Origin of the sequence: Methylobacterium symbioticum, assembly GCF_902141845.1 — a bacterium.
Lineage (GTDB): Bacteria > Pseudomonadota > Alphaproteobacteria > Rhizobiales > Beijerinckiaceae > Methylobacterium > Methylobacterium symbioticum.
Map to the genome: position 1 here is coordinate 43307 of NZ_CABFPH010000014.1, position 13991 is coordinate 57297.

11 protein-coding genes and 1 pseudogene are annotated in these 13991 nt (G+C 70.3%); 5 read left to right on the forward strand and 7 right to left on the reverse strand.

All coding sequences use genetic code 11. The annotated features are described in order from the left end of the window. Positions 1 to 1782, reverse strand: coding sequence for a protein-disulfide reductase DsbD (gene dsbD / locus MET9862_RS07430; protein WP_059407795.1), 1782 nt, complete (start codon positions 1780 to 1782; stop codon positions 1 to 3). A 97-nt stretch (positions 1783 to 1879) separates the two neighbouring features. Between dsbD and MET9862_RS07435 the strand changes: the two genes are divergently transcribed. Together MET9862_RS07435 and MET9862_RS07440 are read left to right on the forward strand one after the other, a co-directional pair. After that, positions 1880 to 2542, forward strand: coding sequence for a response regulator (locus tag MET9862_RS07435; RefSeq protein ID WP_059407793.1), 663 nt, complete (start codon positions 1880 to 1882; stop codon positions 2540 to 2542). Further along, on the forward strand, positions 2539 to 3855 hold the full coding sequence (locus tag MET9862_RS07440) for an ATP-binding protein (protein ID WP_059407792.1): 1317 nt from the start codon (positions 2539 to 2541) through the stop codon (positions 3853 to 3855). The genes MET9862_RS07435 and MET9862_RS07440 overlap by 4 nt, the downstream gene beginning before the upstream one ends. Positions 3856 to 3860: 5 nt before the next feature. Here the strand turns inward: MET9862_RS07440 and MET9862_RS07445 are convergent, their stop codons facing one another. From MET9862_RS07445 to MET9862_RS30420, 4 genes and pseudogenes are all read right to left on the reverse strand, one after another. After that, the gene (locus tag MET9862_RS07445; RefSeq protein WP_059407790.1) at positions 3861 to 4184 is read right to left on the reverse strand and encodes an ArsR/SmtB family transcription factor; all 324 of its coding nucleotides are present in this window, start codon (positions 4182 to 4184) and stop codon (positions 3861 to 3863) included. A gap of 662 nt (positions 4185 to 4846) precedes the next feature. After that, on the reverse strand, positions 4847 to 7705 hold the full coding sequence (locus MET9862_RS07455; RefSeq protein WP_059407786.1) for a PAS domain-containing protein: 2859 nt from the start codon (positions 7703 to 7705) through the stop codon (positions 4847 to 4849). A 404-nt stretch (positions 7706 to 8109) separates the two neighbouring features. Beyond that, positions 8110 to 8697 carry a sensor histidine kinase gene (locus MET9862_RS07460; RefSeq protein ID WP_280178955.1) on the reverse strand — a complete coding sequence of 196 codons (588 nt, stop codon included), beginning with the start codon at positions 8695 to 8697 and terminating at the stop codon, positions 8110 to 8112. 18 nt (positions 8698 to 8715) lie between these two features. After that, positions 8716 to 8892: pseudogene (locus tag MET9862_RS30420) on the reverse strand (PAS domain-containing protein); the annotation flags it as partial. 237 nt (positions 8893 to 9129) lie between these two features. Here MET9862_RS30420 and istA point away from each other — a divergent pair. Together istA and istB are read left to right on the forward strand one after the other, a co-directional pair. Continuing rightward, the gene (gene istA / locus MET9862_RS07465; RefSeq protein WP_012606267.1) at positions 9130 to 10668 is read left to right on the forward strand and encodes an IS21 family transposase; all 1539 of its coding nucleotides are present in this window, start codon (positions 9130 to 9132) and stop codon (positions 10666 to 10668) included. Positions 10669 to 10679: 11 nt separating this feature from the next. Beyond that, on the forward strand, positions 10680 to 11423 hold the full coding sequence (istB, locus tag MET9862_RS07470; protein WP_012606268.1) for an IS21-like element helper ATPase IstB: 744 nt from the start codon (positions 10680 to 10682) through the stop codon (positions 11421 to 11423). Positions 11424 to 11534: 111 nt separating this feature from the next. Here the strand turns inward: istB and MET9862_RS07475 are convergent, their stop codons facing one another. Then, positions 11535 to 11750 carry a PAS domain-containing protein gene (locus MET9862_RS07475; RefSeq protein ID WP_244612614.1) on the reverse strand — a complete coding sequence of 72 codons (216 nt, stop codon included), beginning with the start codon at positions 11748 to 11750 and terminating at the stop codon, positions 11535 to 11537. 350 nt (positions 11751 to 12100) lie between these two features. Between MET9862_RS07475 and MET9862_RS07480 the strand changes: the two genes are divergently transcribed. After that, on the forward strand, positions 12101 to 13567 hold the full coding sequence (locus tag MET9862_RS07480) for an HWE histidine kinase domain-containing protein (protein ID WP_059407784.1): 1467 nt from the start codon (positions 12101 to 12103) through the stop codon (positions 13565 to 13567). Here the strand turns inward: MET9862_RS07480 and MET9862_RS29975 are convergent. Next, on the reverse strand, positions 13564 to 13986 hold the full coding sequence (locus MET9862_RS29975) for a sensor histidine kinase (RefSeq protein ID WP_244612615.1): 423 nt from the start codon (positions 13984 to 13986) through the stop codon (positions 13564 to 13566). The two genes, MET9862_RS07480 and MET9862_RS29975, sit on opposite strands and share 4 nt — an antisense overlap. Positions 13987 to 13991: the final 5 nt, after the last annotated feature.

Below are 13991 nucleotides of genomic sequence, written 5' to 3' on the forward strand. Positions count from 1 at the left end.
TCAGGCTCCGACGAGGGCGAGGCGGCGCTTCAGGTCCTCGACCGTGAGTTCGCCCTCGGTGCGGGCCTCCCGGACCTCGCCGCCGTCGGGACGCATCAGGATGAGGGTCGGCGGACCGACCACCTCGAAGCGACGCATCAGGGCGCGGGTGGCGTCGTCGTCACGGGTGACGTCGGCCCGGATGACCGAGACGGCCTTGAGCCTCTCCCGGATGCCGGCGTCCGCCAGGACCGTCCGCTCGTTCGTCTTGCAGACGGTGCACCAGTCGGCGGCGAACTCGACAAGCACCGGCTTGCCCTCAGCTCGGGCCGCCAGGAGGGCCGCCTCGAAGGCGGTGAGCGTGGAGACCGTCCGCGCCTCGGCGATGTGGCCCGGATGCGACGGGGCGAGGCCGGCAAGCGGCCGCAGCGGGTCGTCCGCGCCCGTGGCAGCCCCGAGGAGGAGGAGGCCGCCATAGGCGACGGCGACCAAGCCCGCCGCGCGACCGGCGGGTGACGGGCGACCGTTCGTGGTCAGCACCGCGAGCGCCATGCCGGTGCCGATGGCGAGCGCCGCCCAAATCAGGAGGGACAACACGTCCGGCAGCAAGCGTGTCACGAGCGAGGCCGCAAGAGCCAGGAACACGAGGCCGAATGCTTGCTTCGCCCGCACCAGCCAGGGGCCGGACCGGGGCAGGATGCCGGCGCCGAACGCGCCGACGAGCACCAGCGGCGCACCCATCCCGAGGCCGAGGGCGAAGAGGGCCAGCGCCCCGCGCAGGACATCCCCCGTTTGGGCGACGTAGAGCAGGGCGGCAGCAAGGGGTGGCGTCACGCAGGGACCGACGACGAGGGCCGAGCTGAAGCCGAGGAACGCGGCCCCGGCGACCGACCCACCTTCCGCCGCCGGGGCGCCGAAGCGGTCCCGCCACCAGCGCGGCGCCTGCAGGTCGAACAGGCCGAACATCGACAGTGCCAGCGCGACGAAGGCGGTGGCCATCAGGCCGAGGGCGAGAGGGGTCTGGAGGGCGACCTGCAGGTTGCGGCCGAGCCACGCCGCCGCGACGCCGAAGCTGGCATAGGCCGCCGCCATGGCGAGGACGTAGCTTCCGGACAGCGCCAGGCCCCGCCCCGGCGTGAGGCCCTGGCCCGAGCGGACGATCATGCCCGACAGAATCGGCACCATCGGCAGCACGCAGGGGGTGAACGCCAGCAGGAGGCCGAGCCCGAACATGCCCGCCAGGACGCCGACGAGGTTGCCGACGAGGAGGGCGGCCGGCCCGGCGGGGAAGACGTCCTGGCGGGAGGCGGCGGCGACCGTCGCGTCTGCCGGCTCGGCGGCGGGGGCGGCTCCGCCGGCCGGTGATGCGCCGGCGTTCGCCAGGGAGGCCAGGTCCAGCCGCTTCGTGACCGGCGGGTAGCAGATGCCCCGCTCGGCGCAGCCCTGGTAGATGACCCGGATCTCCCGCAGGCTGGCCAGCGCCGCGCCGGGCACGATGGCCTCCACGGAGTCGTGGTAGACCTCCGTCGGCCCGAAGTTCAGGTCGTCCTTTGTCTCGGCGGTCGGCGTGGTGACGGGAAGCTCCGCGCCGGCACCGGCCTCGGCGCGGATCCTGTCGCGATAGAGATAGGTGCCGGGCGCGATGGTCCAGCGGAGGTGGAGCGAGAGGTGCGCGTCCCGTGTCGCGACGAGAGTGAAGGGCGACTGCCGCCCGGCGAGGTCCTGCGACCATACCGGCAACCAGGGCGATGCGCCCGCCCAGACAAGGGCGGCGAGGAAGAGGTGGGCTAATACGTTCGGCATGGGCGGGGTCCGGATCGGCCCGCCGCAGGTCGGAAACGCAGCTTAAGCCAGGCTTAAGCCGGGCCCGGAGGATGCGGGACGGTCAGGGGAGACACGCATGCGCATCCTCGTCGTCGAGGACGATCCCATCCTCTCGGACGGGCTCAGGGCGGGGCTCGGCCTCGGCGGGGCGACGGTCGATTGCGTCGGGACCTGCGTTGACGCCGAGGCGGCGCTGGCCACGAGCGCGTTCTCTGCCATCGTGCTCGACCTGATGCTGCCCGATGGCTCCGGCCTCGACGTGCTGCGCGGCCTGCGCGGCCGGAAGGACCGCACGCCCGTCGTCCTGCTCACCGCTCGCGACGCGGTGGCCGACCGGATCGCCGGGCTCGACGGCGGCGCCGACGACTATCTCGGCAAGCCCTTCGACCTCGACGAACTCTCGGCCCGCATCCGCGCCGTCGTCCGCCGGGCCTCGGGGCGGGCCGCCGCCGTCCTGGAGCACGGGGGCATCCGGCTCGATCCCGGCAGCCTCGCCGTGACGGTCGACGGCGTGCCGGTCGGCCTGTCCCGGCGCGAGGTCATGGTGCTGGCGGCGCTGATGGAACGCCCGGACGTGCTCCGCTCCAAGGCCGAGTTGGAGGAACGCCTCTACGGCTGGCAGGAGGAGGTCGAGAGCAATGCCGTCGAGGTCCACGTGCACAACCTGCGCGCCAAGATCGGCAAGCATGCCATCGAGACGGTGCGCGGCCTCGGCTACCGGATGAGGGCGTCGGCATGACATCCCTGCGCGTCAGGCTCTTCGCGATCCTGCTCCTCGCGACCGGGCTGATCTGGCTCAGTGCGGTCGCCTGGATCTACCTCGGCTCCAAGCGCGAGGTGGAGCAGGTCCTCGACACCCGACTGCAGGAGGCCGCGCGTATGGTCGGCTCCCTGGTGGGCGCGGTCGGCGGCACGACTTCCGACGGAACACCATCCACCTTCCCGGGGCCGACGGCCTACGAGCGGCAGCTGTCCTGCCAGATCTGGTCGCTCGACGGGCGCATGGTGGCGCGGTCGAGCGGAGCCCCGGAGCGGCGCCTGACCGACGCGCCGGCCGGCTTCTCCGAGCGCGAGGTCGACGGCGAGACGTGGCGGGTCTTCACGGTCGAGGACGCCGAGAAGGGCGTGCGGGTCATGGTCGGAGACCGCCTGGGCCTGCGTGAGCGCCTCGTGACCGATCTCATCATGGGCCTCGTCACCCCTGCGCTCCTCGTCGTCCCGTTCCTCGGCATGCTGATCTGGGCGAGCCTCGGGCGGGGCCTGCGCCCCTTGCGCTTGATGGCCCGGGACCTCGCGGGCCGTGACGCCGACGACATGAGCGCCATCGACGCCGGGCGGACCCCCGCCGAGGTCCGGCCGTTGGCCGACGCCCTCAACGGGCTGTTCCTCAAGGTCGAGGCTGCGCGCCGGCACGAACGAGAGGTGACGGCCTTCGCGGCGCACGAGCTGCGCACGCCATTGGCCGGGCTGAAGACCCAGGCCCAGGTCGCCATGGCCACCACCGACCCGGACGTTGCCAAGGCGGCGCTGCGCCAGATCCTGGCGGCCGTGGACCGTACCACCCGCCTCGTCCGGCAACTGCTCGACGCGGCCCGGCTCGACGCCGCCGGGGAGTCGCCGACCCTGGCGGAGGTCGACGTAGGGGCGCTGGTCGCCGAGACCGTGGATGGCATGCGGATGCCCGCGGGGGTCCGAACCCTGATCGACCCAGGGCTGCGCGGCTACACCCTGCGGGCCGATGCCGAGAGCCTGCGCCTGGCGGTCCGCAACCTGCACGAGAACGCCGTGCACCACATGGACGCTGGCACGGTGGAATGGCTGGCCCGTCCCGATGGGGAGGGCATGCTCGTGCGCGACGAGGGGCCGGGGATCCCCGCCGAGGAACTGCCGCACGTCACGACGCGCTTCTTCCGCGGCCGCCACAAGAGCGCCACCGGGAGCGGGCTTGGGCTCGCCATCGCCGAGATGGCGTCCCGCAGGAGCGGTCTGAGCCTGCGGCTGCGCAACCGGCCGGATCGCCCGGGGCTTGAGGTGGAGATCCTTCGCGCCTGATGCGGTCAGCCGAGTTCCGGGCAGAAGATGTCCTTGAGCGTCGCCAGCACCCGGGCGGCGCGGGGGTCCTCGAGCCGGTAGTGGAGCGTCTGGCTCTCGCGGCGGTACGCGACCAGCCCGTCTTCGCGCAGCTTGGCGAGATGCTGCGAGAGCGCCGACTGACTGAGCTCGACCGCCTCGGCGAGGCTCGTCACGTCCATCTCGCCGCGGGCGACAAGCAGGCAAAGAATGAGCAGGCGCTTCTCGTTGGCGAGGAGCCGAAGCAGGCGCGCCGCGTCGCTGGCCTTGTCCTGGAGCCGCATCAGGTCGTTCGGCGTGACGGCGTCCATTCGCGGTGCTCCTGAATCAGACATTCGAGATTATTTAGAGACTCCTAATATAGCGTGTCTAGTCCGTCTGGCCATAACGGTACATACCGGCAAGGTCACCGGTTCGGGCCAGGAACTCTCGTTCCAATGAAGTGCACCACCCGCGCGGAAGGCGCCCATCATCACCGAAGCAGACCGGTACCTTTCGGTTTAGCTGGGTCGAGAGAAGGCCGTCCGCTTTTTAAGCGCCCCCACTTGGAAGCAACCATTCCGCTTTCGGCCAGACTGAGTCCTGCCGGATCTCGATCGCGCGCAGAACCGGACATTCGGCTTGGCGCCCACCCCAGTCATTCAGGCGGCCTCGCCCGCTCCCCAATAACGGACATTCACCGTCACTGCTGCGGCGGCCCATTTGCATAAGGGCAGGTTACGACGCGACGCGGCGTCCCGTGGGCTCTGGAGTCCCAGTGTGGATCCTGAGAAAGGAACGCGGCGCGGAACCGCTCCATGGTCATCCGGTCGTACGGGAAGGCCGCCGTCGCCCCGGGCGCGCCGTCGCCGGCCTCCCGCTGCGTCGCGCTGAACTGCACCGTCTCGCCGGCCACCGTTCCAACCGTTTCCCGCCCTCCACCGATCCGCGGTCCCATGATGCCGCCGTCGGGGGATGAGCGCAGAACGCGGCGTCAGGACGTTCGTTGCTCGGTCACGCGCGTTCGATGCCCGGACCGGAGCCCGAGGACCTGGTGCAGGATGCGGCCCAACTGCTCGGCCGAGTACGGCTTGTGCAATAGCTCGAACCCGTGCGTGCCCTCCTGGGCGAGCACGTGGCTGTAGCCCGAGGCCAGCACCACCGGCAGGCCGGGCAGCCGACGCTGCAGCTCCTTGGCAAGGGCCATGCCGCCCATGCCGGGCATGACCACGTCCGAGAACACCAGGTCGAACCCGTTGCCGGTCCGCCCGAGCCGATCCAGCGCCTCCTCGGCGTTGGCCGCCCAGGTCGTGCTGTAGCCAAGGTCCTCCAGGATCTGGGTGGCGAACTGGCCGACCCCGACGTTGTCCTCCACCACCAGGACGCACTGCCCAGCGCCGAGGGGAGCCATTCCGTCGTCCGGGCGCGAGGCATTCGCCGGCCGCTCCTCCGGCGTGACCTCCGGAAGGTAGAGCGTGAACGTCGCGCCTTCTCCGACCGTGCTGCGCACGTCGACGTCGCCGCCGGACTGCTTGGCGAAGCCGAACACCTGGGACAGACCGAGGCCAGTGCCCTTGCCGACCTCCTTGGTCGTGAAGAACGGCTCGAAGATCTGACCGAGCCGCTCCGGTGGGATTCCCAGGCCCGTATCGGTCAGCGATACGGCCGCGAACGCTTGGTCCGAGCCGGCGTGACCGCGGATGGCGGGCAGGGCCGCGCCGCGCACGAGGCGCAGGGTCAGCGTACCCTCACCGTCCATGGCGTCCCTGGCATTGACGGCCATGTTCACCAACGCGGTCTCGAACTGGCTCAGGTCGGCCCTGATGAAGCAGGGCTCGTCCGGCACCTCGGTGAGGACGCGAACCCTGGCGCCGGTGACCGTATCGAGCATGTCGGCGATGCCGCGCACCCGCTGGCCCACGTCGAACACCTCGGGCTTGAGCGCCTGCCGCCGCGCGAAGGCCAGGAGCTGGCCGGTCAGCTTGGCGGCCCGTTCGACGGTTTCGGAGACCGCGTCGAGGTAGCGGCCCTTGCGTTCCTCCGGTAGGTCGGGCCTTCGAAGGAAGTCCACCGAGGAACGGATGATGGTCAGCAGGTTGTTGAAGTCGTGCGCCACGCCCCCGGTCAACTGCCCGACCGCCTCCAGCTTCTGGGACTGGCGCAGCGCCTCCTGCGCCTGCGCGAGCTCGGCCTGGTCGCGCAACCTCTCTGTGACGTCCGTCACGAACTGGTAGCAGCCGATGCGCTCGCCCCGTTCGTTGCGCAGGGTCCGGAAGCTGATCTCGTAGTACGGACGGACACGGTCGGGATCGCCGTAATCCTCGATGATCGTGACCTCCTCCCCGGCCAGGCCACGGCCCCAACCGGCACGGACCTGGGCCTGGTGCTCTGGCTGGTCGGCGAGCAGGTCGAGCATGTTGTCGCCGACCCTGGGCCGGACGCCGTAGATGCGCTCGAACTCGTCCGCGTTGGCCTTGTTGATGGCCAGGATGGTGTAGTCGAGGTCCGCCGCCATCACCATCACGTCGGTGCGCTCGACGATGGTGGCGAGGAGGTCGCGCTCAGCCGTGCGCTCGGAGACCTGTTGCTCAAGCCTGGCGTTCAGGACGCGCAGCGCCTCCTCCATGCGCTTGCGTTCGGAGATGTCGGTGAAGAAGACGGCGACCCGGTGGGCCGCGGGGTCGCCCACGCGCAGCGCGCGCACGTCGAACCAACGCCCGAACACCTCGGCCCAGCTCTCAAGGTGCGCGGGCTGGCCGGTCAGCGCGACGCGTCCGTATGTCTCCAGCCATTGGGGCTCAAGGTTCGGTGCGAACTCGCTGACCCAGCGCCCGGTCACGTTCGCGCCGGTCTGCCGCTCGAAGGCCGGATTGGCCTCGGTGATGCGATAGTCGACGGCCCGGTTCGTCTCGTCGAACTTCATCGCGATGATGCAGAACCCGACGTCGATGGTCTCGAACAGGGTGCGGTAACGGCTTTCGCTCTCGGCGAGTGCGGCCCGCGAGCGCACCTCCTCGGTGACCTCGTAACCGCCCACGAAGATGCCGGTGACCGTCCCCGCTTCATCGCGGATGGGCTGGTATAGGAAGTCGAGGTACCGGTCGTCATCCTCGACGAAGCGGATCGGGACGGTCCGAGCCGCGAAGGCCTCGCCGGTCGCATAGACCCGGTCGAGCAGCTCGAAGAAGCCTTGGTCGCGCAACTCCGGGAACACATCCTGGACTGGTCGACCGATGTAGTCCCGCTGGCCTGCGACGGCGATGTAGGCGTCGTTGACGTACTCGAAGACATGCTTCCGGCCGCCCAGGACGGCGACGAACCCGGGCATCTGCTGGAGCAACGCCTGCTGCCGCTGCCGCTCGGACGCGGCCTCGCGCTCGGTCAGGACCTGCCGGGTCGTCTCCGTGCAGGCGCAGAACAGGCCGACGGTCCGGCCATCGTCCCCAGGCACCGGCGTGTAGGAGAAGGAGAAGTGGGCCTCCTCCGGGTAACCGTTCCGGTGCAGCGTGAGTTGCAGGTCGTCCATGTGCACGGGCTCGCCCGCGAACACGCGGTCCATCAGCGCGCCGACTTCGTCGCGGACCTCCGGCCAGGTCTCGAAGAACGGGCGGCCCAGGGCCGCGGGATGCCGTGCGCCCAGCATGGGCGCGTAGGAGTCGTTGTAGACCAGCGTGCGGTCGGACCCCCAGGCGATGAACATCGGCTGGCGCGAGTTGAGCATGACACGCATCAGGGTCACGAGCGATTGCGGCCAGTGCCGCGGCGGCCCGAGCGAGGTGGTCGCCCAGTCGTGGCCGCCCATCAGCGCGCCCATGGAGCCGCCTGCCGCGAACAGCGAAGCCCTCGTGGTCATCGGTTCAGGCTCGGTCCCGGCGTCGTGACGGCCGAACCGTCGAGCCGGGCTGCCCGGGTGCCTCCGCACGAAGGCGGAACGTTCGCACGGCCGTGCGCGTCGGCTCGCCCGTGCGGGTGTGCATCCGCTTGGCCGATGGGCTGCCGTTGCGGGCGGCGACGGGGGCGGTCAAGGCAGTGGGGCGGTCGCGTCGGGCGGGCATGCCACACACCTAGCACAGGTGGCCCTCGCGTGTTGTTCTCCGCGACACCGTCGCCCGTGGTGCCCGGACGCAGGCATGGGAGCGTCCTCATGGTCGATAGGGAGGGAGCGGCTGAGGCGAGGGGAGACCGGTGTGGGGTGGGCCAGGATGCCGAAGTCCGCCACTTGCGCCTGGCGACGTTCCGACGGCCGCCGCGCTTCCCTCACCGCACGCGCGGCAGCGGGACGGCGGCGCTCACCCTGAGGCCGTCCGGGTCGAAGGCGACGTCGACCTTCGCCTTGAGACGGTACGTCAGCAACCCGTCGAGCAATTCCATGCCGAACCCCTCCCGGCTCGGCAGCGCCACGGGCGGCCCGTCATGCTCGTCCCAGGTCCAGCGCAGGACCGGTCCGGCGGGGCTCTCGTCGATCGTCCAGGTCACCTCCAGGCGACCGTCCGGGTCGGCAAGCGCGCCGTGCCGGATGGCGTTGATGGTCAACTCGTGCAGCGCCATCCCGACCGGGACCGCCAGTTCGGACGCGAGCGGAACCGGGGGGCCCTGCAGCGACACGCGCGAGCGGCCCGGCTCCAGGTAAGCCTCAAGCTCCGTCCGGAGCAGTCCCTCGAACGACACGGTCTGCGTCCGCGCGTCGGTGATCAGGGTGTGGGTCTTGGCCAATGAGGCGATGCGGCCGGCGAACACCTGCCGGAAGTCCGCCAGCCCCATCGACGAGCGCAGGCTCGCGTTGAGCACCGCCTGGACGGTCGCGAGGGTGTTCCTGACGCGGTGATGGAGTTCGCGGACGAGCAGGCCCTGGTTTTCCTCCGCCGCGTGCCGTTCGGTGACGTCGCGCTGCGCCGAGACCCAGTGGGCGATCCGCCCGTCGGGGTCGCGCACGGGCGTCATCAGCCATTCGACCGTGTAGGTCGAGCCGTCCTTGCGGTAGTTTACGGCCTCGCCCTGGAACGGCTCGCCGGCCGCAAGCGCCGCGCGCATCCGGTCGAGGACGGCGCGGCCCGTCCCCGAGCCTTGGAGGAGGCGGGGGTTCTAGCCCAGGACCTCTTCTGCGGATTCCGACGGAAGCCGGCCACCCATTCCGACGCGAAGCCGGCCAACGTTCCGATTTGATGTCGGCCACCATTCCGAGATGAAGCCGGCCACTCGGTAGCCGGCATCGGCTATGGCGCATCCCCGCGGGTCAGCAACCGCGGCATCCCAGTCCTCGACCACGAGGAGGATGGGATGCCGGCCAGGAGAGAGCTGACCATGCGACAGATCAAACAGATGCTGCGGCTCGCCCACGACGGGGTGAGCGCGCGTGAGATCGGGCGAACGCTGGGCATCGCCCGCTCGACCGTGCAGGACAACCTCGGCCGAGCCACCGCCGCCGGCCTGACCTGGCCGCTCGACGCCGAGGTCACGGACGCGGTGCTGGAGCAGCGCCTGTTCGCCCGGGCCGGCGTGAAGCAGGGCATGCGCCGCCTGCCCGAGCCGGACTGGCCCTGCGTCATCCGGGAGATGCGCCGGTCCGGGGTCAACCTGACCGTGCTCTGGGAGGAGTACCGGGAGACCCATCCAGACGGCTACGGCTACTCCCGGTTCTGCGATCTCTACAGGGAGTTCGAGCGCCGGCTCACCCCGGTGATGCGCCAGCACCATGCCGCCGGCGACAAGGTCTTCGTCGATTACTCCGGCAAGAAGATCGAGATCGTCGATCCCACCACTGGCATCGTGCGCGAGGCCGAGATCTTCGTGGCGGTGCTGGGCGCGTCGAGCCTGACCTACGCCGAGGCGACCTGGACCCAGACGCTGCCCGACTGGATCGGCGCGCATGTCCGCCTGTTCCGCTTCCTCGGCGGCGTCCCCCGCCTCGTCGTGCCCGACAACCTCAAGAGCGCCGTTCACAAAGCCTCGTTCTACGATCCAGAGATCAACCGCTCCTATGGGATGATGGCCGACCATTACGGCGTCGGCATCCTGCCGGCCCGGCCACGCAAGCCCCGCGACAAGGCCAAGGTCGAGGCCGGCGTGCGCTTGGCCCAAACCTACATCCTGGGGCGGCTTCGGCGACAGACGTTCTTCTCGCTCGCCGAATGCAACGCCGCCATCGCCACGATGGTCGAGCGTATCAATGCCCACCCGATGCGCAGGCTCGGCACGACCCGACGCGCCCTGTTCGAGGCGATCGAGCGAGCGGCGCTCCGTCCCCTGCCGGCGGAGGACTACGCCTTCTCCGAATGGCGGCTGGCCCGGGTCAACCTCGACTACCACGTCGAGGCGGCCGGCTTCCTGTACTCGGTGCCCCACGCCCTGATCCGCGAGCAGGTCGACCTCCGCATCACGGCGCGCACCATCGAGGTGTTCCACCGCGGTCAGCGCGTCGCCGCCCATGAGCGCCGTTATGCCGGCCGGCGACACGGCACCGATCCCGAGCACATGCCGAGCGCGCATCGGCGCTACGCCGAGTGGAGCCCCGAGCGCTTCCGGCGCTGGGCACGCGGTATCGGCCCGGAGACCGAGGGGCTCGTCGTCGCCATCCTCCACGACCGTCCGCATCCAGAGCAGGGCTTCCGTACCTGCTTAGGCATCCTGCGCCTCTATCGCGGGCTCGACCCCGGCCGGGCGGAGGCCGCCTCGGCCCGCGCGGTCGCCATCGGCGCACTCACCTACAAGAGCATCGCCTCGATCCTCAGCCTGGGCCTCGACCGCACCGCGCCGTCTGCCGAGGCCGCTCCCGTCCTGCTCCACCCCAACCTGCGCGGCCCGCGCTACTTCCACTGACGGAGACGACGATGCTCACTCATCCCACCCTCGATCTCCTGCGCGAACTCGGCCTGACCGGCATGGCCTCTGGCTACAGAGCGCTCGACGCCAACCCGGAAGCCGGCGCGCTCTCGCACGCCGAGTGGCTCGGGCTCCTGCTCGAACACGAGGCCACCGCCCGCCGGCAGAAGCGCTTCGAGACCCGCGCACGGGCCGCCCGCCTGCGCCACCCTGCCAGCATCGAGGATGTCGACTACCGCAGCCATCGTGGCCTCGACCGCGCGCTGTTCCTCAAGCTCGCCACCGGCGACTGGATCCGGACCCGGCGCAACCTCGTCATCACCGGCCCCTGCGGCGTCGGAAAGAGTTGGCTGGCCTGCGCGCTGGGACACAAGGCTTGCCGGGACGACCTCTCGGTTCTGTACTATCGGGTCCCGCGCCTGTTTGCGGCCTTGAGCCTCGCCCGCGGCGATGGCCGATACGGCAGGCTGCTGCGCCAGATCGCCCGTGTGAACCTGCTGATCCTCGACGACTGGGGCCCCGAACCGCTCCTACCCGAGCAGGCGCGGGACCTCCTCGAGATCATCGAGGATCGCTACGACACTGGCGCGACCCTGATCACCAGCCAGGTACCGGTCGACCGCTGGTACGAGATCATCGGCATTCCGACGCTCGCCGATGCCGTCCTCGACCGGCTGCTTCACAACGCGCACCGGATCGAGCTCGCCGGCGAGAGCCTGCGCAAACGAAAGGCGGCCGAGCAAGCCGCTTGACCGCCTGAACCAACCTCGTGATCTTCCACCCAGACCCGCGGGAGCGCCTCCGCCACCGGCCGGCTTCAGATCGGAACGGTGGCCGGCTTCGCCTCGGAATGACGGCCGGCTTCAAATCGGAATCCCCGGCCGGCTTCGTCGGAATACGCACTCTTCCGCCTTGTAGCCGGTCATGCGGGTGAAGGCCGGGTTCACGTACTCGATGCGCGGACCGGGTTCTTCGAGCTCGGCGGAGGTGATGAGGACGGCTTCCCCGCTGGCCTCGACCGCGGCGAGCAGGAGACCGGCATCCGTCGGAACCCGTTGCGTCGCGTTCCGATCTCGCACGTCCACCGCTCCCGAACCTCGGCGCCAGGCGCGTCCTGGGTGCCAAGCCGGCCCCAACCCGGGCATGACTTACAACCAACCGTGGCCGTCCAGGTTTCCGGCGCCTGACGGACGGGGACCGTCCATGGCGAGCCGAAGGGCAGGTCCGCCTCCCTGGCCCGGCCGTCCCCGAGGCCGGTGCCGGGGCGCGCAGGGTCGGAAGGCCAGCAAGCGCCCGTTTGCGGCCGGGCGAAGCCAGCCTTGTGCATGACGTGCGCGATCACGTCGGGGCTCTCCGCCCCAGGGCTCGCCTGTGCTACGGTCACGCCGAACGGCGGGCCCGAGGTGGCGCCACGTCAGGCGACGATGTCTTGACCGACTTCCGGGAACACGACTGCATCACGGCCGAACTGACGCGCTCGGACGCTAGCTCCGATCCGTTCGCCGCTGCGGTACGCGCGACGCGGATGCCGATGATCGTCACGGACCCGAACCGGCCCGACAACCCCATCGTGTTCGCCAACGCCGCCTTCACGAAACTCACCGGCTACGCGAACGAGGAGATCCTCGGCCGGAACTGCCGGTTCCTCCAAGGTCCGGAGACCAACCGGTACGACGTCGCCCGCATACGGGACGCTATCGAGCGGCGCGAGCCCATCGAGCTCGAACTGCTCAACCACAAGAAGTCCGGCGAGGTCTTCTGGAACCGGCTGCTGGTCTCGCCGGTGTTCGACCGAGCCGGCGTGCTGACCCACTTCTTCGCCTCGCAATTTGACGTCACGCTGGAGCGGGACAAGCTGGTGCGTCTCCAGGACGACCTTGCGGTCCGCGGGCGGGAGGTGGCGCGCCGCAAGGTCGAGCTCGCCCGCACCGAGGAGCGGATGCGGTTCGCCCTCAAGGCCGGGCGGATCGGCTCTTGGACCCTCGACCTCGCCGACCGGCGGCTTGAGGCCTCCGACATCTGCAAGGAGAACTTCGGCCGGAACGTCGCCGATCCGTTCGGCTACGATGACCTGCTGGCCGCCGTCGTACCCGACGACCGGGAGCGGATGGAGGAGGCGGTGCGGGAGTCCATCGCCGGGCACGGGGATTACGACATCGAGTATCGGGTGCGCACGCCGTCGGGCGAGGAGCGCTGGGTGCACGTCCGCGGGCAGACGTTCTACGACGCGAACGGCAGCCCGGTGAGCATGGCCGGAGTGTCCATCGACGTCACGGAGCGCAGGCGCGTCGAGGAGCAGCGCCAGTTGCTGGCGGGCGAGCTCACCCACCGGGTCAAGAACTCGATGGCGACGATGCAATCCATCGCCCACCAGACGCTGCGTAACGCGGCAAGCCTGGACGAGGCGCGCAAGACGCTCGACGCGCGCCTGGCATCCCTGGCGGCGGCCCATGACGCGCTGACCCGCGAGAGCTGGGAAGGGGCGACCCTCGGCGAAATCGTCGAGCGCGCCCTGCAGCCGTTCCGGAGCGGGTCGGCCAGGCGCTTCACCGTCGCCGGCCCGCAGGTGTGGCTGTCGCCGCGCGCCAGCCTCGCTTTCGTGCTGGCGCTGCACGAGTTGGCGACGAACGCCGTGAAGTACGGTGCGCTATCGAACGACGCGGGCCGCGTGGTCCTGGATTGGGGCCTCGACGAAGGGCGGCATCTGGCCCACCTGTGGCTGCGTTGGGAGGAGCTCGGAGGCCCACCCGTCGCGAAGCCGGCGCGGAACGGCTTCGGTTCGCGCATGATCGAGCGGGCGCTCGCGATGGAACTCGGAGGCCGGGCCAGGATCGAGTACCGACCGGGCGGCGTCGTGTTCACGTTTGAGGCGCCATTGCCCGAGCGGGTGTCCTAGGTGCCTTGGTCATCCGTCCCTGATCCTCCTTCCGCCAGTGCGGGCAACGGCATGCGGACGGAGACCTGCAACCCGTCCGGGGCAAAGGCGACGTCGACCTCGGCGCCCGTCTGCGCGGCCAGGATCTTGTTGAGGAGGCGGTGGCCGAAGCCCTCGCGGGTGGGATGCATGGCCGGTGGGCCGTCGTGCTCGGCCCAGTCCCAGCGCAAGCCTCGGCCGGAGCCCCGGTCCTCGATGCGCCAGGTCACCTGAAGCCTGCCGTTCGGGTCCGCGAGCGACCCGTGCCGCAGGGCGTTGGTGGTCAACTCGTGCAGGGCCATGCCCACGGGCACGGCGAGTTCGGACGGCAGGACGACCCTCGGCCCGTCCAGGGTCAGGCGCCCGCGCTCGTCGTAGGGGTCGAGTTCGGCCCTCAGCAACCCCT

Coding starts and splice junctions, on each gene's coding strand:
- MET9862_RS07440 (WP_059407792.1), top strand. CDS start 2,539: ATGACATCCCTGCGCGTCAGGCTCTTCGCGATCCTGCTCCTCGCGACC.
- MET9862_RS07445 (WP_059407790.1), bottom strand. CDS start 4,184: ATGGACGCCGTCACGCCGAACGACCTGATGCGGCTCCAGGACAAGGCC.
- istA (WP_012606267.1), top strand. CDS start 9,130: ATGCCGGCCAGGAGAGAGCTGACCATGCGACAGATCAAACAGATGCTG.
- MET9862_RS07455 (WP_059407786.1), bottom strand. CDS start 7,705: ATGACCACGAGGGCTTCGCTGTTCGCGGCAGGCGGCTCCATGGGCGCG.
- dsbD (WP_059407795.1), bottom strand. CDS start 1,782: ATGCCGAACGTATTAGCCCACCTCTTCCTCGCCGCCCTTGTCTGGGCG.
- istB (WP_012606268.1), top strand. CDS start 10,680: ATGCTCACTCATCCCACCCTCGATCTCCTGCGCGAACTCGGCCTGACC.
- MET9862_RS07435 (WP_059407793.1), top strand. CDS start 1,880: ATGCGCATCCTCGTCGTCGAGGACGATCCCATCCTCTCGGACGGGCTC.